At 66.8% G+C, this 23784-nt stretch carries 21 protein-coding genes and 1 tRNA gene; 6 read left to right on the top strand and 16 right to left on the bottom strand.

Annotated elements, in window-relative coordinates:
* Positions 1-3: 3 nt before the first annotated feature.
* Both A1D30_RS01110 and ccsA read right to left on the bottom strand, forming a co-directional pair.
* Entirely contained in the window at positions 4-234 is a 231-nt protein-coding gene (locus tag A1D30_RS01110; RefSeq protein ID WP_063458971.1) for a PP0621 family protein, read from the bottom strand.
* Positions 231-1028 carry a cytochrome c biogenesis protein CcsA gene (ccsA, locus tag A1D30_RS01105; RefSeq protein ID WP_063458970.1) on the bottom strand — a complete coding sequence of 266 codons (798 nt, stop codon included), beginning with the start codon at positions 1026-1028 and terminating at the stop codon, positions 231-233. Before ccsA ends, A1D30_RS01110 begins: the two co-directional genes overlap by 4 nt.
* A 102-nt stretch (positions 1029-1130) precedes the next feature.
* Here ccsA and ffh point away from each other — a divergent pair, with 102 nt between their 5' ends.
* The gene (gene ffh / locus A1D30_RS01100; RefSeq protein WP_063458969.1) at positions 1131-2510 is read left to right on the top strand and encodes a signal recognition particle protein; all 1380 of its coding nucleotides are present in this window, start codon (positions 1131-1133) and stop codon (positions 2508-2510) included.
* Between the two features lie 121 nt (positions 2511-2631).
* Here the strand turns inward: ffh and A1D30_RS01095 are convergent, their stop codons facing one another.
* The 13 genes from A1D30_RS01095 to A1D30_RS01035 all read right to left on the bottom strand — a co-directional run bounded on the left by A1D30_RS01095 (position 2632) and on the right by A1D30_RS01035 (position 17864).
* Positions 2632-3465 carry a C13 family peptidase gene (locus tag A1D30_RS01095; RefSeq protein WP_242421749.1) on the bottom strand — a complete coding sequence of 278 codons (834 nt, stop codon included), beginning with the start codon at positions 3463-3465 and terminating at the stop codon, positions 2632-2634.
* A gap of 265 nt (positions 3466-3730) precedes the next feature.
* A complete protein-coding gene (gene mdoH, locus A1D30_RS01090; RefSeq protein WP_063458968.1) occupies positions 3731-5743 on the bottom strand; it encodes a glucans biosynthesis glucosyltransferase MdoH in 2013 nt (670 codons plus the stop codon).
* Entirely contained in the window at positions 5716-7314 is a 1599-nt protein-coding gene (locus tag A1D30_RS01085) for a glucan biosynthesis protein G (protein WP_082836250.1), read from the bottom strand. Before A1D30_RS01085 ends, mdoH begins: the two co-directional genes overlap by 28 nt.
* 181 nt (positions 7315-7495) lie before the next feature.
* Entirely contained in the window at positions 7496-8914 is a 1419-nt protein-coding gene (locus tag A1D30_RS01080) for a sigma 54-interacting transcriptional regulator (protein ID WP_063458966.1), read from the bottom strand.
* 11 nt (positions 8915-8925) lie between these two features.
* Positions 8926-9636, bottom strand: coding sequence for a hypothetical protein (locus A1D30_RS01075; protein ID WP_242421748.1), 711 nt, complete (start codon positions 9634-9636; stop codon positions 8926-8928).
* Positions 9626-11083 carry a HAMP domain-containing sensor histidine kinase gene (locus A1D30_RS01070; protein ID WP_063458964.1) on the bottom strand — a complete coding sequence of 486 codons (1458 nt, stop codon included), beginning with the start codon at positions 11081-11083 and terminating at the stop codon, positions 9626-9628. The genes A1D30_RS01075 and A1D30_RS01070 overlap by 11 nt, the downstream gene beginning before the upstream one ends.
* A 13-nt stretch (positions 11084-11096) precedes the next feature.
* Complete coding sequence (miaB, locus tag A1D30_RS01065) at positions 11097-12443, bottom strand: tRNA (N6-isopentenyl adenosine(37)-C2)-methylthiotransferase MiaB (protein ID WP_063458963.1); 1347 nt, start codon at positions 12441-12443, stop codon at positions 11097-11099.
* A 101-nt stretch (positions 12444-12544) separates the two neighbouring features.
* Entirely contained in the window at positions 12545-12985 is a 441-nt protein-coding gene (locus A1D30_RS01060) for a hypothetical protein (protein WP_063458962.1), read from the bottom strand.
* 139 nt (positions 12986-13124) lie between these two features.
* A tRNA-Met gene (locus tag A1D30_RS01055) sits at positions 13125-13201 on the bottom strand.
* Between the two features lie 26 nt (positions 13202-13227).
* Complete coding sequence (locus tag A1D30_RS01050) at positions 13228-14007, bottom strand: enoyl-CoA hydratase (RefSeq protein WP_063458961.1); 780 nt, start codon at positions 14005-14007, stop codon at positions 13228-13230.
* Between the two features lie 64 nt (positions 14008-14071).
* A complete protein-coding gene (locus A1D30_RS01045) occupies positions 14072-15907 on the bottom strand; it encodes a M61 family metallopeptidase (RefSeq protein WP_063458960.1) in 1836 nt (611 codons plus the stop codon).
* Positions 15908-15933: 26 nt separating this feature from the next.
* On the bottom strand, positions 15934-16665 hold the full coding sequence (locus A1D30_RS01040; RefSeq protein ID WP_063459163.1) for a DsbC family protein: 732 nt from the start codon (positions 16663-16665) through the stop codon (positions 15934-15936).
* Positions 16666-16721: 56 nt separating this feature from the next.
* Positions 16722-17864, bottom strand: coding sequence for an FAD-dependent monooxygenase (locus A1D30_RS01035; protein ID WP_063459162.1), 1143 nt, complete (start codon positions 17862-17864; stop codon positions 16722-16724).
* 94 nt (positions 17865-17958) lie between these two features.
* Between A1D30_RS01035 and A1D30_RS01030 the strand changes: the two genes are divergently transcribed.
* From A1D30_RS01030 to A1D30_RS01015, 4 genes are all read left to right on the top strand, one after another.
* Positions 17959-18831: an MOSC N-terminal beta barrel domain-containing protein gene (locus tag A1D30_RS01030; protein WP_063458959.1), complete on the top strand. Its 873-nt coding sequence runs from the start codon at positions 17959-17961 to the stop codon at positions 18829-18831.
* A gap of 84 nt (positions 18832-18915) precedes the next feature.
* Complete coding sequence (gene ychF / locus A1D30_RS01025; RefSeq protein WP_063458958.1) at positions 18916-20010, top strand: redox-regulated ATPase YchF; 1095 nt, start codon at positions 18916-18918, stop codon at positions 20008-20010.
* A gap of 128 nt (positions 20011-20138) precedes the next feature.
* Positions 20139-21017: an EamA family transporter RarD gene (rarD, locus tag A1D30_RS01020; protein ID WP_063458957.1), complete on the top strand. Its 879-nt coding sequence runs from the start codon at positions 20139-20141 to the stop codon at positions 21015-21017.
* Positions 21018-21195: 178 nt separating this feature from the next.
* Positions 21196-22437 (top strand): GGDEF domain-containing protein, encoded by a 1242-nt coding sequence (locus tag A1D30_RS01015; protein ID WP_063458956.1) that lies wholly within the window; start codon positions 21196-21198, stop codon positions 22435-22437.
* A 30-nt stretch (positions 22438-22467) separates the two neighbouring features.
* Here A1D30_RS01015 and A1D30_RS01010 read toward each other — a convergent pair whose 3' ends face one another.
* A complete protein-coding gene (locus A1D30_RS01010) occupies positions 22468-22950 on the bottom strand; it encodes a YqaA family protein (RefSeq protein ID WP_063458955.1) in 483 nt (160 codons plus the stop codon).
* Positions 22951-23104: 154 nt separating this feature from the next.
* Between A1D30_RS01010 and A1D30_RS01005 the strand changes: the two genes are divergently transcribed.
* Positions 23105-23716 carry a M15 family metallopeptidase gene (locus A1D30_RS01005; protein WP_082836249.1) on the top strand — a complete coding sequence of 204 codons (612 nt, stop codon included), beginning with the start codon at positions 23105-23107 and terminating at the stop codon, positions 23714-23716.
* Positions 23717-23784: the final 68 nt, after the last annotated feature.

The raw sequence follows: 23784 nt of genomic DNA, 5'->3' as shown, positions 1-23784 counted from the left end.
GGCTCAGGCCGGGCCCAGCTGCCGGTGTTCGGTGCTGCAGTAGGCCTGGTTGCCGAGCATCACGGCCTCTGCCTGGGGGATGTGCACGCCGCAATGCGCGCAGGCCAGCATGTCCTGTGGCAGCGCGCGTGGCGAGGGAGGCGATGGCTTGGGCGCGGCATCGTCTGGTGCGCGGCGGCTGCGCCAGATACCGATGGCCACGGCCAGGACCACGAACAAGACCAGGTACTTCATGCGCTGCGCCCCAGAACCACTTCCAGCACAAACCGCGAGCCCACATAGGCCAGCAGCAGCAGGGCCGACCCGGCATACAGCACCCGCACCGCGTTGCGCCCGCGCCAGCCAAACCGTGCGCGCCCCAGCAGCAAGGTGGCAAACGTCAGCCACGACAGCAGGGAGAAGATGGCCTTGTGGTCCCAGCGCCAGCTGCGGCCATAGAGGGCCTCGCCAAACAGCCACCCCGCCAGCAGGGTGGCGGTGAGCAGCACAAAACCGGCGGTCACGAAGCGGAAGGTCAGCCGCTCCAGGGTGAGCAAGGGGATGCCGCTGTGCGGGTCTTCCGCCTGGCGGATGTGGCGCTCGGCGCGTGTCATGAGCCAGGCGTGCACCACGGCCGCCGCAAACAGGCCATAGCAGGCAATGCCCAGGGCCAGGTGCAGCGGCAGCCAGGCCGATGCAGCCACATGCAGCGGCTGCCCCGGGAAGACCATGGCCAGCACGATGGCTGCAGCGCCCAAGCCCGCCAGCACCCAGCGGGATTGCATTTGCGGAAACAGCTGCCGCTCCACCGCATACACCGTGAGCACCAGCCAGGCGGTCATCGACAGGGCTGGTGCAAAACCAAAGCGGGGGGTGTCGCCCCACAGGCCCCACACCAGCGCCGCACCGTGCAGCACCCAGGCGACCAGCAGGGCGTTGCGGGCGGCTGTGGCGCCCAGGCGCGAGGCTGCGGCGGCTGGCACGGCATATGCCACCGCGGCGGCCAGGGCCAGCAGCCAGCTGATGGGGGAGCTACTCGCTAAAATCATGGGTCACAGTTTAGCCTTTTGCCCCCACCGCCAGCGCCCTGGCGGGCCTGCCCGCCCCCGACCTTGTGTTGATCGCGCGCAGGCAACACCGGAACTTCCCCTATGGCCTCCGCCCTTACCGACAAACTCTCGCGCCTCGTCAAGGAGATGCGCGGCCAGGCCCGCATCACCGAATCCAACGTGCAGGACATGCTGCGCGAGGTGCGCATGGCCCTGCTGGAGGCCGACGTGGCCCTGCCCGTGGTGCGCGACTTCATCGCCCGCGTGAAGGACAAGGCGCTGGGCCAGGAGGTGCTGGGCTCGCTCAAGCCCGGGCAGACGCTGGTCTCCATCGTCAACCGCGAGCTGGCCGCCACTATGGGCGAGGGCATCTCCGACATTAACCTCGCCGCCCAGCCCCCGGCCATCATCTTGATGGCGGGCCTGCAGGGCGCGGGCAAGACCACCACCACAGCCAAGCTGGCCAAGCACCTGATCGAAAAGCGCAAGAAAAAGGTGCTGACCGTCTCGGGCGACGTGTACCGCCCGGCCGCCATCGAGCAGCTCAAGACGGTGACCAAGCAGGCGGGCGCCGAGTGGTTCCCCAGCACGCCTGACCAGAAACCGCTGGATATCGCACGCGCTGCACTCGACTACGCCAAGAAGCACTACTTCGACGTGCTGCTGGTTGATACGGCCGGCCGCCTGGCCATTGACGAAGCCTTGATGAAAGAAATCAAGGATCTGCACGCCACGCTGAACCCGGTTGAAACCTTGTTCGTGGTCGATGCGATGCAAGGGCAGGACGCGATCAACACCGCCAAGGCCTTCAAGGAGGCGCTGCCCCTCACCGGCATCGTGCTGACCAAGCTCGACGGCGACTCGCGCGGCGGTGCGGCGCTGTCGGTGCGCCAGATCACCGGCGCGCCCATCAAATTTGCCGGTGTCTCTGAAAAGATCGACGGCCTGGAGGTGTTCGATGCCGAGCGCCATGCGGGCCGCATCCTGGGCATGGGCGACATCGTGGCGCTGGTCGAGCAGGTCACGGCTGGGGTGGACATGGAGGCCGCGCAAAAACTCGCGGCCAAGGTCAAGAGCGGTGACGGCTTTGACCTGAACGACTTCCTGAGCCAGATTCAGCAGATGAAGCAGATGGGCGGCCTCTCCAGCCTGATGGACAAGCTGCCGTCGCAGCTCACCGCCAAGGCCGGAGCCATGGACATGGACAAGGCCGAAAAGGACATCAAGCGCAAGGAAGGCATCATCCAGAGCATGACGCCGCTGGAGCGCCGCAAGCCCGACCTCATCAAGGCCACGCGCAAGAAGCGCATCGCCAACGGGGCGGGTGTGCATGTGCAAGAGGTCAACCGCTTGCTCAAGGAGTTTGAGCAGATGCAGGGCATGATGAAAAAGATGAAGGGCGGCGGCCTCATGAAGATGATGAAGCGCATGGGCGGCATGAAAGGCCTGGGCGGTGGTGGCATGCCCAAGATGCCGTTCTGACGTTCCGAGTCTCCTGGCGTCGGTATGAAAAAAACCCTGAAGAGGCGTGGCCTCTTCAGGGTTTTTTGTATTCAGGGCGGCAACAAGGCCACTTGCCTGGGTGGCTGGGCCCCCGTTGGGCTTATGGCGCCTGCAGCCAGTGCTTGAGCGGCTGATTCGCCCACGCCTTGGCCTCCTCACCCACAAAGAGGAGGGGCTGGGAGGCCGGGAGCTTGCGGCGCTTTTCCTGCGCTGCGATGGACTTTTGCGCCTCGCCCATCCAGTCGGTCACCGAAAGGCTGGCGCCGCCTGCCTGGCCAAACAAGGCTTCGGCAAAAGGCGTGTGGTTGCCGCCGTATTTGCACTGGAAGCTGGTGCGGCGTGCGTCCGTGGCGGTGATCACCACGCGGTTCGGTGCCTTCAGGGGCTCGACAAAGGCGCCGCTGTAGCAGGCGGACAGCACCACCAGCACGGGCACCTTGTTGAGCGGCGCCAGCGCATCGCTCAGGGCCTGGGGCGTGAGGGGTTGCAGGTTTTTGCCGCCCGCGCTGATGTTGAGCAGGCCGGGGTTGCTGTGGGTCGATATGAATAGCAGCACGCGGTCGCGCGGGCGCGCCACCTCGGCCGTTTTGGACATCACCAGCGCAAAGTTTTCTGCCGTGGCCTGGGGCCAGTCGGTGGGCTGGTCGCGCGCGGGGTTGGCCAGCTTGAGCATCAGCGCGTTGGGGTCGATCTCCTTGACCCGCTGCTCGGCCAGCAGCACGTCGTTGCGGAACGCCTTGGCCTGCGAGTGCATCGCAAAGCCCGCAAAGATGATGCGCCCGGGTGGCTCGGGGGGCGGAGGCGGCGGTGCCGGAGCGGCGATCGGGACGGGCTTGTGGGGCGGCGCCGGGGTGGGCTGGGCACAGCCCACCAGAGTCAGGGTCAGGGCCAGTGCGCTGGCCTGGATCAGCCGCCAGCGGGCGGCAAAGAGCAACGGAAGAGGTGGCATTGATAGCGGAGCCGCGCGGCGCCGCAGACCACCGTCAGGCGGAACGGTCTGGGCGCAGGGGCCGGGTGAAAAGGACACGCATCGTAACGACTTGCCAGGCACGGGTTACACGGCATAGAGGCCCAAAGTTTGAAGGTTTCTAAGGCATCTGCGCGCGATGGTAAACACTTTATTGCTATCAAATATATAGTAAATGCGAAAAAGCCGGTGTGGAAACCGGCTTGTGGTTTGTGCCTGATTTTTCACATTGTCACAAAGCCGCCAGCGGCGCGGGCCGGGCCAGGCGGCTGGCGTGCAGCCAGGCGCGGCGCAGCACCGGGGGCGACCAGGATTCCTCGGGGATCAGCAGCAGGCGCTGAGCACGCAAGGCCTGGCCCAGGGCGATCTGGCTGGTCCAGACCGCCAGCGGAATCGCCAGCGCCAGCGGCAGGCCCACGGGCATCAGCCACAGCAGTGCGCTGCTGTCGATCAGGGCCACGCCCAGGGCCAGCAGGCCGATCACCCCGCTCATCGGGGCCAGCTGGCGCACCGCGTGGCGCCAGGGCACGGCATGGGCTTCGCGCGGGGGCGACTTCCATTCCAGCTTCAGGCCGGTGAGCGCAATCAGCACAAACAGCGAATGCGCCAGCATGCGGATGGGGGCCTGCAAGATGGCCAGCACGCTCTCCAGCGCGGCGCTTTTGAGCAGGCTGAAGGTGCCGCCATATTCCTTTTGCTCGCGCCGCATGAACACGGCGGCCACGCCCAGAATGCGGGGCAGGAACAGCAGGCACAGCGTCCATGCCCACAGCGCCAGCAATTCGGCGGGCAGGATGTGCCAGTCGGCCACCAGCTTGGCGCCTGACAGCCACAGCGCCGTGCCCAGCGTGAGGAAGGCGAGCCACAGCGGCGCCGACAGGTACGCCATGGCCCCGGTGACGAACATGGAGCGGTGCACGGGGTGGATGCCGGGCTCGGCCATCAGGCGCGCGTTCTGCAGGTTGCCCTGGCACCAGCGGCGGTCGCGCTGCAGCTCGGCCAGCAGGTCGGGCGGCTGTTGCTCGTAGCTGCCGACCAGGTCGGACACCAGCCACACGTGGTAGCCGGCGCGGCGCATCAGCGCGGCCTCGACAAAATCGTGGCTCATGATGCCGCCGGCCAGGCCACCTTTGCCGGGGATGGGCGCCAGGGCGCAGTGCTGCATGAAGGGCGCCACGCGGATGATGGCGTTGTGGCCCCAGTAGTGCGACTCACCCAGCTGCCAGTACTGCATGCCCAGCGTGAACAGGCGGCCCGTGACGCGCGATGCAAACTGCTGCGCGCGGGCATGCAGCGTGACGTGGCCAATCGCCTGCGTGGCGGTCTGGATGATGCCGGCAGAAGGGTTGGCCTCCATCAGCTTGGCCATGGAGACGATGCAGGAGCCGCTCATCACGCTGTCTGCGTCCAGCACCACCATGTAGCGGTAGTCCTTGCCCCAGCGGCGGCAAAAGTCGGCCACATTGCCCGCCTTGCGGTGGGTGCGGCGCGTGCGCAGGCGGTAGTACACCTGCACCTGGGGTTGCGGGCTGTGCTGTGCCAGGGCGCTGCGCAGTGCCTCCCAGGCCGCGCGCTCTGCGGCGGCAATGACGGGGTCGTTACTGTCGGACAGCACGAACACGTCGAAGCTGGCGCCGTGGCCGGTGGATGCGACCGATTCGCAGGTCGCCCGCAGCCCGGCAAACACCGTGGCCACATCCTCGTTGCAGATCGGCATGATGATCGCGGTGCGCGCCTCAGGGACCAGCGCATGCCCTGCCACGCTGCGCACCGACAGCGCATGGGGGTCGCCACGCAACATCACCCAGAAACCCATCAGCCCGGTGAGAAAGCCGGTGACCACCCAGGCCGACAGCAGCGCAAACAGCGCAATCTGGCCGTAGCCCAGCCAGGCGTTTTCGTAGTCGGGCTGCACACCCGCAAACAGAAAACTCGCCAGCGCCGTGGCCAGCACGGTGAGCAGGGCAAAGGTCCAGCGGCGGCGCTGCGCCGCCTGTTCCCAGGCCTGTGGGGGGCGGTCGGCCTGCGATGCGTGGGGAGCATTGCTGCGGCCCCGGCCGGTCAGCCGCAGCAGCAGTGCCGTGCCGATGCTGTTCCAGAACCCCCGCCAGGGCAGGGGCACCATGGATCCCCGCTGCAGCGGGGGCGCGGTGACGGCATTGGGGTGCCGCTCCTCGCGCAGGGGGCTGCGGGGCGGATGGGCGGGCACCGGGGGGCTTACTCGGGAAGAATGATGTGCGTCCATGTTTCACTCACAGCGTGGTTGTCGTGTTGGAGAAAAGCGCGCAGCTCGATGGGCCGGTCGGCCTGCTGGCGCTGGATGCGAACGGTCATGCGCCACAGGCCGGTGGCGGGGTTGCGGTAGACGATGTTTTCCAGCACCTGGCCATTAGCATCGCTGGTCACCACCGCCTTCACCGTGGCGTCGGCGGGCAGGGCCTGGAGGGCCGGGCCGTCGAAATCGACCACGTACTGCACCTGCTGGCGCAGTGCCTCGGCGGGCTGCTTGGAGTAGCCCATGCCGCGCCGCGATTGCGTGGCCCAGGCACTGGGTGGGCGTTGCTGCTCATCGCCCTGCCAGCTCAGTTCGTACGCAAACTCCAGCGGCTGGCCGGGGGGCGGCATCTGGGCGGGCACCCAGTACGCCACGATGTTGTCGTGCGTTTCGTCGGGGGTGTGGAGCTGCACCAGCTCCACGCGGCCTGCGCCCCAGTCGTGCAGCGGGCGCACCCAGGCGCTTGGGCGGCGTTCGTAGCGGGCCTCCACGTCCTCGTAGCTGGCCCACTGGCGGTCGCGCTGCATCAGGCCGAAGCCCTTGGGGTTGTGGGTGGCGAACGAGGTGACCAGGGTGTGCCGGGGGTTCTGCAGCGGGCGCCAAAGCCATTCGCCGTCGCCCGTGGCCACCATGAGGCCGTCGGAGTCGTGGACCTCGGGCCGGAAGTCCCCCTTGTGGGGCTGGTTCTCGCCAAAAAAGAACATGCTGGTCAGCGGCGCAATGCCCAGCGTGGCGATGGGCCTGGCGCTGTCCGTGCCTTTGCCCGTGGTGGGCCGCACAAAGATGCGGCTGCGCACGGTGGTGGTGGTTTGGGTGCCGGGCTGGATGTCGAAGCGGTAGGCCCCGGTGGCGCGGGGCGAGTCCAGCAGGGCATACACCGTGACCTGGGTGGCCAGCGGGTCGGGCCGCACCAGCCAGAACTCGGTGAAGCGCGGGAACTCTTCGCCACTGCCGCCCACGGTGTCGATGGCCAGCCCCCGCGCCGACAGCCCGTACTGCTGGCCTTTGCCCAAAGCGCGGAAGTAGCTGGCGCCCTGGAAGACCACCAGCTCATCCTTGTAGGCGCTGGTATTGAGGTGGTTGTGCAGGCGAAAGCCCGCAAAGCCCAGGTCGCCCCAGGCCTCGGGACGCACCTGGTTTTTGCCGTAGTCGAAGTCGGCGCGGCGGTAGCTGATGTGGCGTGCGCCCTGGGGCGTGACTTCGTTGATCAGCACCGGTTCTTTCTGGTACAGGCCCAGGTGGAAGAACATGGCCTCGAACGGCAGCTTGTCGGCGCGCCACAGGGCGCGGTCGGGGCGCCAGCGGATATCGCGCACCTGGTCGTAGTCGAGCTTGGCGAGGTCTGCGGGCAGCGTGTCGCTGGCGGCCTGGTAGGGCTTTTCGGCCCGCTCGCGTGCGATGCGGGTGACGGTGTCGAAATCGAAGGCCGGGCCCGGTGTCTGTGCCTGGGCTAGCCCGGCCAGCAAGGTGGCGGCCAACGTTGCCGCAGCCCACAGAGGGCGGCGGAAAGGGCGCAATCGGTAAGAAAAAACAGCGGGCATGCTGACACTAGGGCAAACCCTGTGCCAACTTGGGAAAACTGTTTTAAATCATTGGCTTACGCTGCCATTTGCATGTAAGCAGTTGTGCGGGACTCCGATAGCCACCAAAAACCGGTCTTTTTGTCGCCATCTGGCGACGGAGTGAGGAAGCCGCAGTAAAAAACTAAGAAAAATCAACGACTTAATCGTGTCGCTCATCAGCGACGTCGTCGGACTCGGGCGAGTCGGCTTTGAAGTTTCCGGGCGTGAGCGCGTGTTTTTGCAGCAGCCGGTAGAACTCGGTGCGGTTGCGCTGCGCCAGGCGCGCGGCATCGGCCACATTGCCGTCGGTCATCTTCAGCAGGCCCACCAGATACTCGCGCTCAAAGCGCTGGCGGGCCTCGGCAAAGCTCAGCACCTGGGCCGAGGGAGTGCGCAGCGCCCGCTGCACCAGCGTCAGCGGCACCAGCGGTGTGGTGGACAAGGCGCACACCTGCTCCACCACGTTGTAGAGCTGGCGCAAGTTGCCGGGCCAGGCGGCGGTGGTGAGGGCCTTGAGCGCCTCGGGTGCAAAGCCCGACAGGCGCTTGTCGTACTTGCGGGCCAGCCTGTCGAGAAAGTGGTTGGCCAGCAGCGCAATGTCTTCGCGCCGCTCGCCCAGCGTGGGCAGTTGCAGCGTCACCACGTTCAGGCGGTAGTACAGGTCTTCGCGGAACTGGCCTGCAGCCATGGCCACCTCCAGGTTGCGGTGCGTGGCCGAGACGATGCGCACATTGATCTGGATGGACTGGCTCGCGCCCACGGGCCGCACGGCGCGCTCTTGCAGCACGCGCAGCAGCTTGACCTGCAGGGCGGGCGGCATGTCGCCAATTTCGTCCAGCAGCAGCGTGCCGCCCTCGGCCGCCTGGAACAGGCCCTTGTGGTTGCTCACGGCGTCGGTGAACGCGCCTTTGACGTGGCCGAACAGCTCGGATTCGAGCAGCGCCTCGGGGATGGCGCCACAGTTCACCGCCACAAAGGGCTTGCCCGCACGCGGGCTGGCGCGGTGGATGGCCTGGGCCAGCAGCTCTTTGCCCGCGCCGCTGTCGCCCAGCAGCAGCACGCTGGCGTCCGACTGGGCCACCAGGTAGGCCTCGGCCAGCAGGTCGGTCATGCGGGCCGAGCGGCTCACGATGTCGGCCCGCCAGGCCTCGTTGGCGTGGGCCTGGTGCACGGTGGGGGCGCTCAAGGCCAGGGCCTGGGCCACTTTTTCCAGTAGCTCTTTGCCGTCGTAGGGCTTGGTCAGGTAGGTGAAGACGCCGCGCGAGGTGGCCTCGACCGCATCGGGGATGGTGCCGTGGGCCGTGAGCAGAATCACCGGCAGCGAGGGGTGGCGCGCATGTACCTCGTCAAACAGCGCCAGGCCATCCTTGCCGGGCAGGCGCACGTCGCTCAGCACCAGCTGGGGCCGGGCCACGTCCAGCTGCGCCAGCGCGGCCTCGGCCGAGCCCACGGCCACCACTTCGTGCCCGGCGGCTTTGAGGCGCAGCGACAGCAGGCGCAGCATGTCGGCATCGTCGTCCACCACCAGGATGCGGTGCGCGCTGCTGCGCGGCTCGGAGGGGCGTGTGGATGCTGGCATGGCGTGGTGCCTCAGGGTTTGGCGTTGCCGTTGTTGCCCGCGCCGCTGGCGGCTGCGCCCGGGGGCGGTGTGACCGGGGCTGCCGGTGTGGGGCGCGTGGTCAGGCTGCGTTCGATGGCGCGCACGGCCTCCAGGCGTTCGCTCAGCTGGTCGTTGCGGCGCTGGGCGTCGCGCAGTTGCTGGGCCTGGCGTTCCAGCTGCTCTTCCAGGCGGCGCTGCTGGGTCAGGCGCGCCTCCAGCAGGCGGGCCAGCGGGTGCAGGTCCTGGGCGGCGGGGTTGGTCAGGGTGCGCTGTACCAGGCCCAGAGCGCGCGCCGTATCTGCGGGCTGGCGTGTTTGGGCCAGCACCAGCGCCAGGCGCATGGCGCGCGAGGGTTTGTTCTCGTCCAGGTCGGACAGGCGGGCGGCCTCACGTGCCAGCTCGGTGCTGCTGGCGCCCAGGGTGCGGTCGGCATAGGCGAGGGTGTCGCGCAGCAGGTCTTTGGGCGGGGTGGTGGACTCGTCGCTTTCGGCGGCCAGTGGCCCGGGCGGGGCGGTGGCGGGCTCGGGGGTTGGCTGTATCGCAGGGGCAGCAGTTGTCACCGGGGCCACATTCGGCGGGATGGGGGCCGTGGCGCAGCCAGCCAGCCAGGCCCCACACACGCACAGGGCGGCACGCAGGTACCAGGGCATCCCCCGGCGCGCGGGGCGGCGGGTCGGCAGGGCATGTGGTTCAGGAAACATCGGGCAATTCAATTCGGAAAAAAGAGCGGGGAGCATCGCCTGGCATCTGCAGCACCTGCACCCGGCCGCCATGCGCGTGGATGTATTCCTGCACGATGGACAGCCCGATGCCAGTGCCGCGCACGGCGTTTTCGGGCTGGCGCTCGCCCCGGTAAAAGGGTTCAAACACATGGGCCCGGTCGGCGGGGGCCACGCCGGGGCCTTCATCGGTCACATCCACCTGCACCTGGCCGGAAGTGCGCGACACGGCCAGGCGCACGGTGCCGTTTTCGGGCGAAAAGCGGATGGCGTTGGACAGCAGGTTGCCCATGGCCGAGGTGATTTTCTCTGCATCCAGCAGCAGCACGGTGCGCTCGCCGCTCACCTCCACCCGCAGGCTGCGGGCCTGCCATTGCAGTCGCTGGGCCTCCACCAGGTCTTCCAGCAGGGCGACCAAGTCGGTCTCGCGCCGCTGCAGCTGGCGGGCCTCGAAGGCGGCGGCGTTAAAGCGCAGCAGCGCCTCGATCTCGCTTTGCAGCACCAGGGTGTTCTGGTGCAGGATCTGCGTTACTTCTTGTTGGCCTTCGCTCAGTTCGCCGGTCACGCCGTCTTGCAGCAAGGCCACGCCTTCGCGCAGTGCGGCCAGCGGGGTTTTGAGCTCGTGCGAGACATGGCGTAAAAAGCGCGCCTTGTCGGCGTCCAGCTCCAGCAGCCGCAGGCGCAGCCACTCCAGTTGCTGGCCCACGCGGCGCACGTCAGCGGGGCCGGTGATGGCCACGGGTTGCTCCAGCTGGTTCTCGCCCAGGCGGCGAATGGCGCGCTCCAGCCGCGTGAAGGGGCGCGCCAGCCAGATGCCCAGCCACAGCGCCAGCACCAGCGCCAGCACAATCGCGCCCACCAACTGGTGCATCACGGTGCTGCGGCTGGCGTCCACCCGCGCTTGCAGTTCGCTGGCCTGGCGGGCATTGAGTTCTTGCACTGACTGCGTGATGGCTGCGTGCAGGGTGTCGAGCGCCACGAACTCTTCGGCCACGCTGCGTTCGTTCTCCAGCGACTGCCAGGGCGGTGCGCGCAGCAAATCGTGCACGGTTTGCGTATGGGCCTGCCACTGCAGGGCCTGAGGGGGCGGCAGGCCCGCGTCGCTCAACTGGCGCACGATGCCCTGGGCATCGGCGGCCATGTCATCAAAGCTCTGGCGCAGCAGGGGGTCGTTCAGCACCAGGGATTGCCGGGCCGACCGCTCCATGGCCTGGCCGCGCTGGTTCAGCGCCTGTGCCGCCACGTTCAGCGCGGCCGCTTGGGCGGCGCTGGCCTGGCTTTGGCCCATCAAGGCTTCGAGGGTGAACACGGCCCGCAGGGCACTGGCGCCCAGCAGCCCCGCAATCAGCAAGAAGGCGAGCAGCAGCAGTTGCTGAAACGATGGGCCGTGCGGGCGAGCCTGCGGGGGGCTCGTGGGGTGTGGGGCCATGCGCCGGGGTGGGTCAGGCCGTGAGGACGGCGCCCTCGCGCACCAGCACCTCGCCGCGCAGGGTGTAAGCCTTGGCCTCGGTGATGGTCACATCCACCATCTGGCCCACCAGGCGGGGCTGGCCCACAAAATTGACCACGCGGTTGCACTCGGTGCGGCCCATCAGCTCGGTGGCGTCGCGTTTGGAGGCGCCTTCCACCAGAATGCGCTGCACCGTGCCCACGCGGCTTTCGCTGATGGACTTGATGTTGGCGTTGATGACGCCTTGCAGGTGCTGCAGGCGGCGCAGCTTCACTTCGTGCGGCGTGTCGTCGTGCAGGCCCGCCGCTGGGGTGCCGGGGCGGGGGCTGAAGATGAAGCTGAAGCTGTTGTCGAAGTGGATGTCGTCGATCAGCTTCATCATCTTGTGGAAGTCGTCTTCCGTCTCGCCGGGGAAGCCCACGATGAAGTCGCTGCTCATGGCCAGGTCGGGACGGATGGCGCGAAGCTTGCGCACCGTGCTCTTGTATTCCATGGCGGTATAGCCGCGCTTCATGGCCATCAGGATGCGGTCGCTGCCGTGCTGCACGGGCAGGTGCAGGTGGCTGGCCAGCTTGGGCAGCTTGGCGTAGGCCTCGATCAGCCGGGGCGTGAACTCGTTGGGGTGGCTGGTGGTGTAGCGGATGCGCTCGATGCCGGGGATGTCGGACACGTATTCGAGCAGCAGCGCAAAGTCGGCAATTTCGGCCGTGCCGCCCATCTTGCCCAGGTAGGCGTTCACGTTCTGGCCCAGCAGGGTGATTTCTTTCACGCCTTGGTCGGCCAGCCCGGCCACTTCCACCAGCACATCGTCAAACGGGCGGCTCACTTCCTCGCCACGGGTGTAGGGCACCACGCAGTAGCTGCAATATTTGCTGCAGCCTTCCATGATCGACACAAAGGCGCTGGCGCCTTCGACGCGCGCGGGCGGCAGGTGGTCGAACTTCTCGATCTCAGGGAAGCTGATGTCCACCTGGGGCTTGTCGAGTTGCTCCCGTTGGTTGAGCATCTCGGGCAGGCGGTGCAGGGTCTGGGGGCCAAACACCACGTCCACGTAAGGGGCGCGCTTGATGATCTCGGCGCCTTCCTGGCTGGCCACGCAGCCACCCACACCAATCTTCACGCCGCGCGCCTTCAGGTGCTTGATGCGGCCCAGGTCGCTGAAAACCTTTTCTTGCGCCTTCTCGCGCACCGAGCAGGTGTTGAAGAGGATGAGGTCGGCCTCGTCCACGTTCTGGGTGGGCTCGTAGCCCTGTGCGGCGTTGAGCACGTCGGCCATCTTGTCCGAGTCGTACTCGTTCATCTGGCAGCCGAAGGTTTTGATAAAGACTTTTTTGGCCATGGCAATATCGCAAATAGCAAATGGTCACCGCCGCCAGCAGGGCGCGGAGAGGGGCTGTAGAGGTCGCAGGGGTGTGGCCGCCAGGGCCGCACCCGTGGGAATTACTTCAGAACGGCGCCAGAGCCGGTCGTGATGTTGCTGGTGGTGCTGTCGCTGCCCTTGCGGGGCTGCGCCGCCTCACGCTCGGTCAGGATCCAGGCCGCGTGCAGCATGCCGGTGCTGGCTTCCAGCACGTAGTTGACCTTGAAGGTTTGGCCCAGCACGGTGTGCGCCATGATCAAAGTGTTCTGGGGGCTGAACAGCCGCATCCCGGGCGCCATGCGGATGGATTTGCCGTTGAGCACGGCTTCGGCGGTGGTCGAGAGGGTCAGCGTGCCGCGCAGCGCGGCTTCCGGGAAGGGGCGGTTCATGCCCAGCCCGGGCTCCACCTGGGCGGCCGCAGGCAGGGCGACAGACACCAGGGCTCCGCAGGCCAGGGCGATGAGCCAGGCGTGCCGGTGGCGGGAGATGGGGGCGGAGGTGGGAGTGTTGCAGCGATTCATGGTTTACATCCAGGGGCTGAAGTCACGATTCTAGGGGGAGGCGCCGTGGGCGGGGCCCCGCAGGCAGGCTGCCGGGGCCGCGAAGCAGGCGCCTCAAAGAAAAAACCCACAGTGAGTTGCCGCACTGTGGGTTTTGATTTGGTGGTCGTAGGTGGACTTGAACCACCGACATCAGCATTATGAATGCTGCGCTCTAACCAACTGAGCTATACGACCGCAAGACCAAGATTATAGAACAAAAATTATTGGTGTGTGAAGTTGGCTGGGCGTTTGTTCATGAAAGCATCCATGCCTTCCTTCTGGTCCTGGGTGGCAAACAGCGCGTGGAAGAGGCGGCGCTCGAACATCACGCCGTCGGACAGCGTGCCTTCGAATGCCCGGTTCACCGACTCCTTGGCGGCCATCACCGCCAGTTGGGAGAAGCCTGCCACGATGATGGCGGCGCCCAGGGCCTCGTCCATGAGCTTGTCGTAAGGCACCACGCGGCTGACCAGGCCCGCGCGTTCGGCCTCGGCAGCGTCCATCATGCGGCCGGTGAGGGCCATGTCCATGGCCTTGGACTTGCCCACGGCGCGGGGCAGGCGCTGCGTGCCGCCAGCGCCGGGGATTACGCCCAGCTTGATTTCGGGCTGGCCGAAGCGGGCATTGTCGGCAGCGATGATGAAGTCGCACATCATGGCCAGCTCGCAGCCACCACCCAGCGCAAAGCCGCTCACGGCAGCGATCACGGGCTTGCGGATGGAGCGGATCGTCTCCCAGTTGCGGGTGATGTAGTCGCCCTTGTAAGTGTCGGCAAAGCTGTACTTGGCCATCGCGCCGATGTCGGCGCCCGCTGCAAAGGCTTTTTCGCTGCCCGTGACGATCATGCAACCGATGTTCTCGTCGGCATCAAACGCCTTGAGGGCCGCGCCCAGCTCGTTCATCAACTGATCGTTCAGCGCGTTGAGCTGCTTGGGGCGGTTGAGCGTGATGACGCCGACCTTGTCCGCTTCAACGCGAACCTCGATGGTTTCGTAGGCCATGAAATCTCCTGGTTGTGTAGTTTGTTGTGACAGCGCAGGGAATATACCCAACCCGGCCACGCCGTCAGGCCAGCCAGCGCGCCAGCGCCGCTGTGTCGGTGGGGGCGAGGCTGATCGTGTCCACCGCTGGCTGTGCCAGCTGCGCAGGGGCGGCTTTGCCGCGTGTCTTGGTGGTGGCGGCCGCACCCGCCTTGCCGCCAGCGGTGGAGGGCAGTGCCAGCGACAACCGCAGCAAGCGCCCGTCCCGGGCCACGATGGCGGTCACGGCTGTCTCGGTGCCCGCGTAGAACGTGACGTCATCGAGTTTGCCAATGCGCCAGCCCTGTCCTTGCACCTCCAGGCCCAGCCACTCGTCGCCTGCCGCCATGCCCGCCTTTTCGGTCGCGCCGCCGCGCAACACGGTCTTGATCTGCACGCTGTGATTTTCTGCCACGCGCAGGCCCAGGCGCTGGGCCAGTTGGGGGGCTTCGGCCTTCAGGGTCACGCCGTGGGCGGCCAGCAGATCCGTCAGCGGTAGCTCAGAGGTGCTGTGCACCCATTGCGCCAGCTCCGAATCGAAGGGCCGGCCCGCCAGTTGTTCCAGCACCGCCCGCAGGTCGGTTTCGGCCATCGGGCCGCCCGCCGTGCGGGCCCACAGGGCGCGCATCACGGCGTCGAGGGTGGTCTTGCCTTCGCGGCGCAGGGCCAGGTCCAGGCACAGGGCCACCAGCGAGCCCTTGGTGTAGTAGCTCACCGTGGCGTTGGGCGTGTTTTCATCCTGGCGGTAGTACTTGACCCAGGCATCGAAGCTGGCCTGGGCCACGGTTTGCACGGCCCTGCCCGGGGTTTGCAGCACCTGGTTGATGGTCTTGGTGATGAGCTTCAGGTAGGTGGCGTCATCGATCAGCCCGGCGCGGCGCAGCAGCAGGTCGTCGTAGTAGCTGGTGAAGCCCTCGAAGAACCACAGCAGCCCGGTGTAGTTCTCCTGGCTGTAGTCGTACGTGGCGAACTCGGCAGGGCGCAGGCGCTTGACGTTCCAGGTGTGAAAGTATTCGTGGCTGATCAGCCCGAGCAGCGTGGTGTAGCCCTCGCTGGCCCGGGGCTCGCCCTGGCGGGGCAGGTCGCGGCGGCCGCAAATCAGGGCCGTGGAGTTGCGATGCTCCAGCCCGCCATAGCCGTCCGCCACGGCATTGAGCATGAACACGTAACTTTTGAACGGCGCCTTGCCCTCGGCGTCATGCCAGAAACGGATGGCGGTTTCGCAGATTTTCTGGGTGTCGGCCAGCAGCCGCTTGCCATCAAAGGAAGGGGCCGCACCGGCCACCACAAACTGGTGGGGAACCCCGCAGGCCTTGAAACGACCCACCCAGAACGGGCCCAGTTCCACGGGGCAGTCCACCAGCTCGTCGTAGTCGGCCGCGCCATACAGGCCAAAGCCCTGCTTGTCGGTGGCCAGCGCCTGCAGCCCTGTGGCCACGGACCACTGCGCGGTAGCAGCGGTGCGGGCCATGTCCAGCGTGTGGCGTTGCTTCTCGTGGCCGTGCACCCGCAGGCACAGGCTGGTGCCGTTGAAAAAACCACGCGAGGCGTCCAGCCATGCTGTGCGCACCGAACTGTCATAGGCGCAGACCGTGTACGTCAGCTCCAGGGGCTTGCCCGGCGTGCAGGCCACTTGCCAGCGGTGTTTGTCGAGCTGGGCCAGAGGCAGCACACGTTTGCCTTGGCGTGCGCTCAGCCCCTGCAGGTTTTTCGCAAACTCCCGCACCAGATAGCTGCCCGGGATCCAGACGGGCAGGGACACCTCCTGCAGCGCTGCAGGGCGGGCGATGGTCAGCGAGACGCTGAACAGGTGCGCATGCAGGTCGGATGGGGTGATGTGGTAGTGAACCTCGGCGGGCTGGGTGCTGCGTGGAGAGGGCATGGGCGGCTGGGCAGAGATGCTCGGAATCAGTTGGTTGTGCCAGAGGTCTCGCTGCTGGCTTCTGCCAGGCGTTTTTCCACTTCTTGCGCGCCAATGGCACCAGGCACGCGGGAGCCATTGGCAAAGATCAGCGTCGGCGTGCCGGTGATCTTGTGCTTCTTGCCGAACATCAGGTTGCGCTGCAGGGCGCTGGTGTCGCAGCTGGCCGATGCGACCGACTTGTCACGCACCATCATGTCCTGCCAGGCGCCTGCCTGGTCTTTCGAGCACCAGATGTTGCGTGATTTTTCGGCAGAGTCGGGGCTCAGGATGGGGTAGAGGAACAGGTACACCGTGACGTTGTCCACCTTCTGCATGTCGCGCTCGAAGCGCTTGCAATAGCCGCAGTTGGGGTCTTCAAACACCGCCACCTTGCGCTTGCCATCGCCGCGCACGATGGTGAACGCGTCCTTGAGCGGCAAGGCCGAGAAATCGACGGCCGTGAGCTTGGCGATGCGGTCTTCCGTGAGATTGCGGCGCGCCTTGGTGTCGATCAGCTCGCCCTGGATCACGTAGTTGCCCTTGGCGTCGGTGTAGAACAGGTCGGTGCCGATGCGCACTTCAAACAGCCCCGCCATGGGCGTGGGCCGGACCTCGTCGATCTTGTCCATCTGGGGAATGCGCTCGGCCAGCGCCTTGCGGATGGTGGCCTCTTGCGCGGTCGCGCTCAGGCTCAGGGACATGGCGGCGATGGCCAGCAGGCGGTTGGTCAGTTTCATGGTGTTCTCGTTCAATCTCAATACCTTGCAGGACGCACGGGCGTCCCATCGTGTCTTCAGCGCATTCCCATCGCCCGGCGGGTCACAAAATCCTTCAGGGGGCCACTGCGTTCAAAGCCCTTCATGCCCCAGTTGCGCAGCGCCTGCCACGGGGCTTCCTGGCGTGCAAACAACTGCTGCAGTCCGTCCGTGGCCAAACCCATGGCAACCAGGGCCGCCTTGCGCTCGCGTTCGTAGCGCCGCAGCAGCCGCAGGTCGGCCACGCTGCGCCAGTAGTCACGCGTGCGCAGCACCTCGGCCAGGGTCTGCACATCGGCCAGCCCCAGGTTGAGCCCTTGCCCCGCGAGGGGATGCACGTTGTGGGCTGCATCGCCTGCCAATACCCAACTGCCCAAGCTGCGGGGGCTGGCCCCGGCAGCGGGTGTGCTGCCACACCAGCGGTCTGCCTTGGCCAGCTGCAAAGGCCAGGTGGCACGGTCTGCGCACAGGGTCAATGTGCCCAGCGCTTGCTGGCTGGCGGTTTGCAGCGCCTCCGTGAATGCATCGGGGGGCAGGGCCATCAAGGACGCTACCTGCTCCTGAGGGACGGACCACACAACGGCCACAGAGTTCCCCTCGGCGCCGTCCAGGGGCAAAAAAGCCAAAATGCCATCGGGCAGAAACCACTGGCGTGCCACCTGGCCATGGGGGTGTTCGCAGCGTACGCGGGTGGCGATGGCATGCTGGGCGTAGGGTGTGATATCAAAACGGGCACCGAACTCGGCCCGCGTGCTGCTGGCACGGCCCTCACAGACCACGGTCAGTGGCGCGGCCACCGGGGCCTCTACCACCTCGACCTGGGGTTGGAACCGCACGGCCTCGGCAAGGCGGGCTTCAAGGGCGGGCACATCCACGATCCAGGCCAGCGCGTCCACGCCCTGTGGCGCGGCGTCAAACACCACGGCGCCGCCCTGGTCTCCCTGCACCTGCATTTGCCGCACGGCCGTCGCGTGCTCGGCATCCGGCCAACTGCGCAGGGATTCGAGCAATTGGCGCGACGCGGTGTTCAGGGCATAGGCCCGGACGTCGGCCGCCGCCGTGCTGGCGGGGGCGGGGGCTGGCACCAGGGCCACTTTCAGCCGCTCGCGTGCCAGCAGCAATGCCAAGGTCCTGCCCACAATGCCGGCGCCGCGTATACAGATATCAAAGGTTTGGGCCATGGCGGCCATTGTAGGAGGGCGCCTGCACCCCAATGCCACAAGGCAGAATTGCGGTTTCCGCCCTGTCGCCATTTCTCAAGAGGAACCCCTGGCCGTGAGCTTCAACCCCGATTCCGATCTGTCCGGCACCATTGCGCGGCTGTTTGTGTACCCCATCAAGTCCTGTGCGGGCATCGAGGTGCAGGAGGCCCTGCTCACGAACACCGGGCTGGACCTGGACCGGGCCTGGATGGTGGTGGACGCCGATGGCATGTTCCTCACCCAGCGCGCCCTGCCGCGCATGGCGCTGATCCGGCCGCAGCTCAAGAGCGACGAGATGGTGCTGCGTGCGCCCGGCATGCTGGCCCTGCATGTGGCGGTGGATGCCGTCGAGGCCCCGGCCACCGTGACCGTGTGGCGCGACACCGTGCCCGCCTGGGACATGGGGGCCGTAGCCGCTCAGTGGTTCACGGACTTCCTCGGGCAACCCTGTCGGCTGGTGCGGTTTGACCCCGAACACCGGCGTTTGTCGAGCATGGAGTGGACGGACGGTGTGGAGGTGCCCAACCAGTTTGCAGACGGTTTCCCGATCCTGGTGGCCAGCGAGGCCTCGATGGAGGAGCTCAATGGGCGGCTGGCTGCTGCAGGCCATGCCCCGGTGGGGGTCGAGCGCTTCCGGCCCAACGTAGTGCTGGCTGGCGTGGATGCCCACGATGAAGACCGGGTGGACCTGGTGCGTGTGGACGGTGGGGCGGATGGCGAGATTCACCTGCAGCCAGTCAAGCCCTGCGAGCGCTGCCCCATCCCCGACATCGATCCGGCCACGGCGGCATCCAGCCCGGAGGTGGGCGACACCCTGCGCACCTACCGCCAGGACAAGCGCGTGGATGGCGCCATCACTTTTGGCATGAACGCCATCGTGCGCCAGGGTGCGGGCCAGATGCTGCGCGTGGGGCAGCGCGTGGCGGCCGATTTGCGGTTCGAATGACGCAGTAACCTGGGGCGGAACGGAGGAGCCGCTGGCGGCCCCGTAAAATCGGCGGTTTGTCTCCGAATTCCAGAAAGCCCTGCCATGAGCCTCCAATGCGGCATCGTGGGCCTGCCCAACGTCGGCAAGTCCACCCTCTTCAACGCGCTGACCAAGGCCGGCATCGCCGCCGAAAACTACCCCTTCTGCACCATTGAGCCCAACACCGGCGTGGTCGAGGTGCCCGACCCGCGCCTGCAAAAGCTGGCCGAGATCATCACGCCCGAGCGCATCGTGCCCGCCATCGTCGAGTTTGTGGACATTGCCGGCCTGGTGGCGGGGGCCTCCAAGGGCGAAGGCCTGGGCAACCAGTTCCTGGCGCACATCCGCGAAACCGATGCCATCGTGAACGTGGTGCGTTGCTTTGAAGACCCCAACGTGATCCACGTGGCGGGCCGCGTGGACCCGATTGCGGACATCGAAGTCATCCAGACCGAGCTGTGCCTGGCCGATCTGGCCACGGTCGAGAAGGCGCTCAACCGCTACAGCAAGGCGGCCAAGTCCGGCAACGACAAGGAAGCCGCCAAGATCGTTTCGCTGCTCACCCCCATCCAGGCCGCGCTGGACCAGGGCAAGCCCGCGCGCAGCATTGCCGTGAGCAAGGAAGATGCGCCCCTGCTCAAGCAGTTCTGCCTGATCACCGCCAAGCCCGCCATGTTCGTGGGCAACGTGGCCGAGGACGGTTTCGAGAACAACCCGCTGCTGGACAAGCTCAAGGCCTATGCCGATGCCCAGGGTGCGCCCGTGGTGGCCATCTGCGCCAAGATCGAAGCCGAAATGGCCGAGATGGAAGACGAAGACCGCGACATGTTCCTGCAGGAGCTGGGTCTGGAAGAGCCCGGCCTGAACCGCCTGATCCGCGCTGGCTTCAAGCTGCTGGGCCTGCAGACCTACTTCACGGCCGGTGTGAAGGAGGTGCGTGCCTGGACCATCCACGTGGGTGACACGGCACCCCAGGCGGCCGGTGTGATCCACGGCGACTTCGAGCGCGGCTTCATCCGCGCCCAGACCATCGCCTTCGATGACTACATCCACTACAAGGGCGAGCAAGGCGCCAAGGATGCGGGCAAGATGCGTGCCGAAGGCAAGGAATACGTGGTCAAGGACGGTGATGTGTTGAACTTCCTGTTCAACGTGTGACCCACCCCTGACCTGCCTGCGGGCCCGCGAATGGGTCCATGGCCCCGTCCCTGTCCGGCTGCTTGGCTGGCAGGGATTTTTTTCGCGCCTCTCTGCGTCTCTTTCTCCACTTTCCAGCGGGTTTGCCCATGAACACCGGAATTCTCTACGCCGCGCTCGCCTACATCGCCTGGGGCCTGTTCCCCCTGTACTTCCGGCAGGTGGCGGATGTGCCCTCGCTGGAGGTCGTGATGCACCGCACGCTGTGGTCGCTGGTGGTGGTGCTGGGGCTCCTGGCTGTGCGCAGGCACTGGGCCTGGATGGCCGCCGTGGTGCGCCAGCCCCGCGTGCTGGGGGCCTTTGCGTTGTCGGCGGTGCTGTTGTCCGGCAACTGGCTGACCTATGTGTGGGCCGTGCAGAACCAGCATGTGGTCGATGCCAGCCTGGGCTACTTCATCCTGCCGCTGGTGAATGTGGCACTGGGTTTTGTGTTTTTGCATGAGCGCCCCCGCCCGGGCCAGTGGCTGGCCGTGGCCGTGGCGGCTGCAGGTGTGCTCTGGCTCACGCTGCAAGCCGGGCGCCTGCCCTGGATCGCGCTGGTGCTGGCGCTGAGCTTTGGGTTCTATGGCCTGCTGCGCAAGGTGGCCGTGCTGGGCGCGCTCGAAGGGCTGGCGCTGGAAACCCTGATGCTTGCGCCGGTGGCGGCCGCCGTGCTGGGGTGGTGGGCCTGGCAAGGGCAGGGGGCCCTTGTACAAGGCGACGCCGCCACCATCGGCTGGCTGGTGCTGGCGGGCCCCATGACGGCCGTGCCCCTGTTGTTGTTCGCAGCGGGCGCGCGCCTGATCCCGATGTCTACGCTGGGCATCCTGCAGTACATCTCGCCCAGCCTGCAGTTCGCCTTGGGGGTCTGGATTTTTCACGAAGCCTTCGAGCCCGCGCGGTTGGTGGGTTTTGTGCTGATCTGGGGGGCACTGGTGGTCTACAGCCTGGAAGGCTGGTGGATGCGCCAGCGGGTGGTGCCGGCCTGAACGGGGCAGGGCGGGCGGTGGCGCTACTGGAAAACGCGCAGATTGTTTGTGTCAGTTCCACGTAAGATCGCGCGCGGTTCCAAGGGATTGTCTGCACGGTGCTGCGCATCCGCGCCTGGGCCCTTTGCCATTCGGCCCCCTGTTTTCCGAACAAACCCAGGCCTGTGCCTGCCCCCGCATGTTCTTTGCACGCAAAAATCTGTTCTCGGCGACGGACGCCTTTCCCCTGACGGACGCCGTGCTGGAGTTCGACGACTCGTCGTCTGCGGCCTCCGCCGCTGTGCGGCCCGGGCGCCGTGCAGTGGACGGCCTGGGGCCCCGGGGGGACTGGCATGAGCGCAAGAAGTGGTGGGCCGTCGGTGGCCTGATCAGCCTCTACGCCCTGGCCCTGGTGGGCTTTTATGCCCTGGACATGGTGGCGGGCGAAGCCCTGGCGGTGCTGGCGGCGATGGCCGTGGTGGGTTTTGTGGCTTTCTGGGTTGTGCTGCGTACCGACGTGCAGCAGAAGATCCGGCTGCGGCACCTGCAGCTGGCCATTGTGTCCACCGCGATTGGCGGCATGCTGGTGGTGTTCTATCTCGCCCCTGTCACGCAGATCCTGTTCGCGCCCTTCATGTTTGTGGCGGTGGCGTATGGCATTTTTWCGGTGCCCCGCCGCACGCTGCTGGCGCTGACGGCCGTGGTGCTGGTGGCCTATGCGGCGGTGATCGGGCTGCACCACAACCAGCAGCACAATGCCGCGCTGCTGCGCCTGGAGCTGCTGCACCTGCTGGCGCTGGCGGTGTCGGTGCCCGCATTCATTGTGCTCATGGGCCGGGTGCAGCACCTGTACCGCAGCCTGTACCGGGCCAGCCGCAAGATCAAGAACATCCAGGAGGACGCGCAGCGCGACACGCTGCTGGGCTGCTTCAACCGCCGCTACATCCTGGCCGCTCTGGAGGAGCAGAAACAGCTGGCCGACGAAAGTGGCATCCCGCTGTGCCTGGCCGTGCTGGACATCGACCACTTCAAGCGCATCAACGACGAGCTGGGCCACCTGGGCGGGGACGAGGTGCTGCGCACCTTTGCACGCATTGCGCAGCAGGGGGTGCGGGGGGGCGACCTGTTCGGGCGCTACGGCGGCGAGGAGTTCTTGCTGATCTTCCCTGCCACCTCGCTGCTGCCCGCGCTCAACACCTGCGAGCGGATCCGCGCCCAGGTGGAAACGCATGCCTGGACGGGCCTGCTCAAGGGCCGCGTGACGGTGTCGATTGGCGTGACGCAGTACGTGCTGGGCGAGTCGGTGCTGGAGTTCTTCTCGCGTGCAGACACGGCGATGTACATGGCCAAGGAGGGCGGCCGCAACCAGGTGGTGGTGGAAGAGCCCATCGCCAAGGGCGACTCCCTGCTCTCAGAACACAGCGGCCACGCTTTTCTGTAGCCCGGCCGAGGGAGGGCGCCCCCAGCATTGCTATGCCCCCACGTGCCCCGGCATCAAGTACAGCAGCGCCGTGGTCATGACCAGGTAGCGCATGAACTTGCCAACCGCCATGTAGGCCAGGCAGGGCCAGAAGGGCAGCTTGAGCCAGCCCGCCACGGCGCACAGCGGGTCGCCCACCACCGGTAGCCAGCTCAGCAGGCAGGCGCGCGGGCCAAAACGCTGAAGCCAGTTCAGCGCCCGCAGCTCCGTGGCATTGCCGCGTGCCCGGTCCACGGCCCGGTGTGCGCCCAGGCCCATCCACCAGCTCACGCCGCCGCCCAGCGTGTTGCCCACGGTGGCCACGGCGATGGCGGGCCAGAACAAGTCCGGGTTGAGCTTGACAAGGCCAAACACGGCGGGCTCCGACCCCATGGGCAGCAGCGTGGCCGACACGAACGACACCACAAAGACCGTGCTCAGGCCGAATTGCGGCAGGGCCAGCCATTCCAGCAGCTGGTGCATCCAGATTTCCATGGGGGGAGTGTAGGGCGCGGCTACCGGCCGATGGGGACGCGGGGCACCGGGGCGCTGTCCTACAGTGGTCCGCGCTATCCAGGCATGGGCGAGGCTGCAGGGGTTTTGTAAGGTGCAGCTTTGTCACCCCCGAACCCCGCGACAGGAGCACCCCATGCCCGCCACAGCTGCATCTCCCATCACCCGCCTGCGTTTCGGCCGCTCCAGCTGTTTCACCCCCTGGCCCCGCGTGGCGGGCTGCGCAGGGGGCACGCTGGCCCTGCTGCTGGCGGCTTGTGCGCACCACCCGCAGGCGGCGGTGCCCGCTGCCGGGGCCCCCGGGGCGGGCGGACCCGCTGTGGCGGTCAGCACCGGGCAAGACAGGGCGCTGTGCCGGGACGACCCTGCCACCCGCGCAGAGCTCGGGCGCGTTGCCCATGCGCTGCGGGCCCAGGGGCTGGCGCTGCAAGCCACCTGCCAGGCCCCTGGTGGCTGGGTGGTGCAGGTGCTGGTGGTCGATGGCATGAAGGCCCGCCAGGTGGTGCGCGGGCCGCTGGCCGACGGCCAGGTGGTGGACATGGGCACGCCATCCGGCAACTTTCAAGCCGGGGCATCGGTCACGGCACCGGGCCATTCGCCGGACGTGGTGCACAACCGCCAGTGGCTGCACGCCCTCATGGCGCGCCACCAGTTCGACAACCTGCCGGACGCCTGGTGGCATTTTGCGCAGCGCCATGGCGACGCCATCCCTGAGCCCGCCGATGGCGCCGATCTCGCGGCCCGCTAGCACCTGTTCAAAGTCTTTTTGTGCATCGCCAATGGGGTCCTGCGCGGGGATAGCCAGCGTTGCCGGAG

Source organism: Acidovorax sp. GW101-3H11 (genome assembly GCF_001633105.1).
Classification (GTDB): Bacteria; Pseudomonadota; Gammaproteobacteria; order Burkholderiales; family Burkholderiaceae_C; genus Acidovorax.
This window is presented reverse-complemented; position numbering and strand designations above follow the sequence as displayed.

What these genes read in the sequence shown, in the direction of transcription:
- A1D30_RS01040 (WP_063459163.1), bottom strand. Translation starts at nt 16,665, where the DNA reads ATGAAACTGACCAACCGCCTGCTGGCCATCGCCGCCATGTCCCTGAGC.
- A1D30_RS01035 (WP_063459162.1), bottom strand. Translation starts at nt 17,864, where the DNA reads ATGGCCCAAACCTTTGATATCTGTATACGCGGCGCCGGCATTGTGGGC.
- mdoH (WP_063458968.1), bottom strand. Translation starts at nt 5,743, where the DNA reads ATGGACGCACATCATTCTTCCCGAGTAAGCCCCCCGGTGCCCGCCCAT.
- A1D30_RS01010 (WP_063458955.1), bottom strand. Translation starts at nt 22,950, where the DNA reads ATGGAAATCTGGATGCACCAGCTGCTGGAATGGCTGGCCCTGCCGCAA.
- rarD (WP_063458957.1), top strand. Translation starts at nt 20,139, where the DNA reads ATGAACACCGGAATTCTCTACGCCGCGCTCGCCTACATCGCCTGGGGC.
- A1D30_RS01045 (WP_063458960.1), bottom strand. Translation starts at nt 15,907, where the DNA reads ATGCCCTCTCCACGCAGCACCCAGCCCGCCGAGGTTCACTACCACATC.
- ccsA (WP_063458970.1), bottom strand. Translation starts at nt 1,028, where the DNA reads ATGATTTTAGCGAGTAGCTCCCCCATCAGCTGGCTGCTGGCCCTGGCC.
- A1D30_RS01060 (WP_063458962.1), bottom strand. Translation starts at nt 12,985, where the DNA reads ATGAATCGCTGCAACACTCCCACCTCCGCCCCCATCTCCCGCCACCGG.
- A1D30_RS01070 (WP_063458964.1), bottom strand. Translation starts at nt 11,083, where the DNA reads ATGGCCCCACACCCCACGAGCCCCCCGCAGGCTCGCCCGCACGGCCCA.
- ffh (WP_063458969.1), top strand. Translation starts at nt 1,131, where the DNA reads ATGGCCTCCGCCCTTACCGACAAACTCTCGCGCCTCGTCAAGGAGATG.
- A1D30_RS01080 (WP_063458966.1), bottom strand. Translation starts at nt 8,914, where the DNA reads ATGCCAGCATCCACACGCCCCTCCGAGCCGCGCAGCAGCGCGCACCGC.
- A1D30_RS01005 (WP_082836249.1), top strand. Translation starts at nt 23,105, where the DNA reads ATGCCCGCCACAGCTGCATCTCCCATCACCCGCCTGCGTTTCGGCCGC.
- ychF (WP_063458958.1), top strand. Translation starts at nt 18,916, where the DNA reads ATGAGCCTCCAATGCGGCATCGTGGGCCTGCCCAACGTCGGCAAGTCC.
- miaB (WP_063458963.1), bottom strand. Translation starts at nt 12,443, where the DNA reads ATGGCCAAAAAAGTCTTTATCAAAACCTTCGGCTGCCAGATGAACGAG.
- A1D30_RS01110 (WP_063458971.1), bottom strand. Translation starts at nt 234, where the DNA reads ATGAAGTACCTGGTCTTGTTCGTGGTCCTGGCCGTGGCCATCGGTATC.
- A1D30_RS01050 (WP_063458961.1), bottom strand. Translation starts at nt 14,007, where the DNA reads ATGGCCTACGAAACCATCGAGGTTCGCGTTGAAGCGGACAAGGTCGGC.
- A1D30_RS01075 (WP_242421748.1), bottom strand. Translation starts at nt 9,636, where the DNA reads ATGTTTCCTGAACCACATGCCCTGCCGACCCGCCGCCCCGCGCGCCGG.
- A1D30_RS01085 (WP_082836250.1), bottom strand. Translation starts at nt 7,314, where the DNA reads ATGCCCGCTGTTTTTTCTTACCGATTGCGCCCTTTCCGCCGCCCTCTG.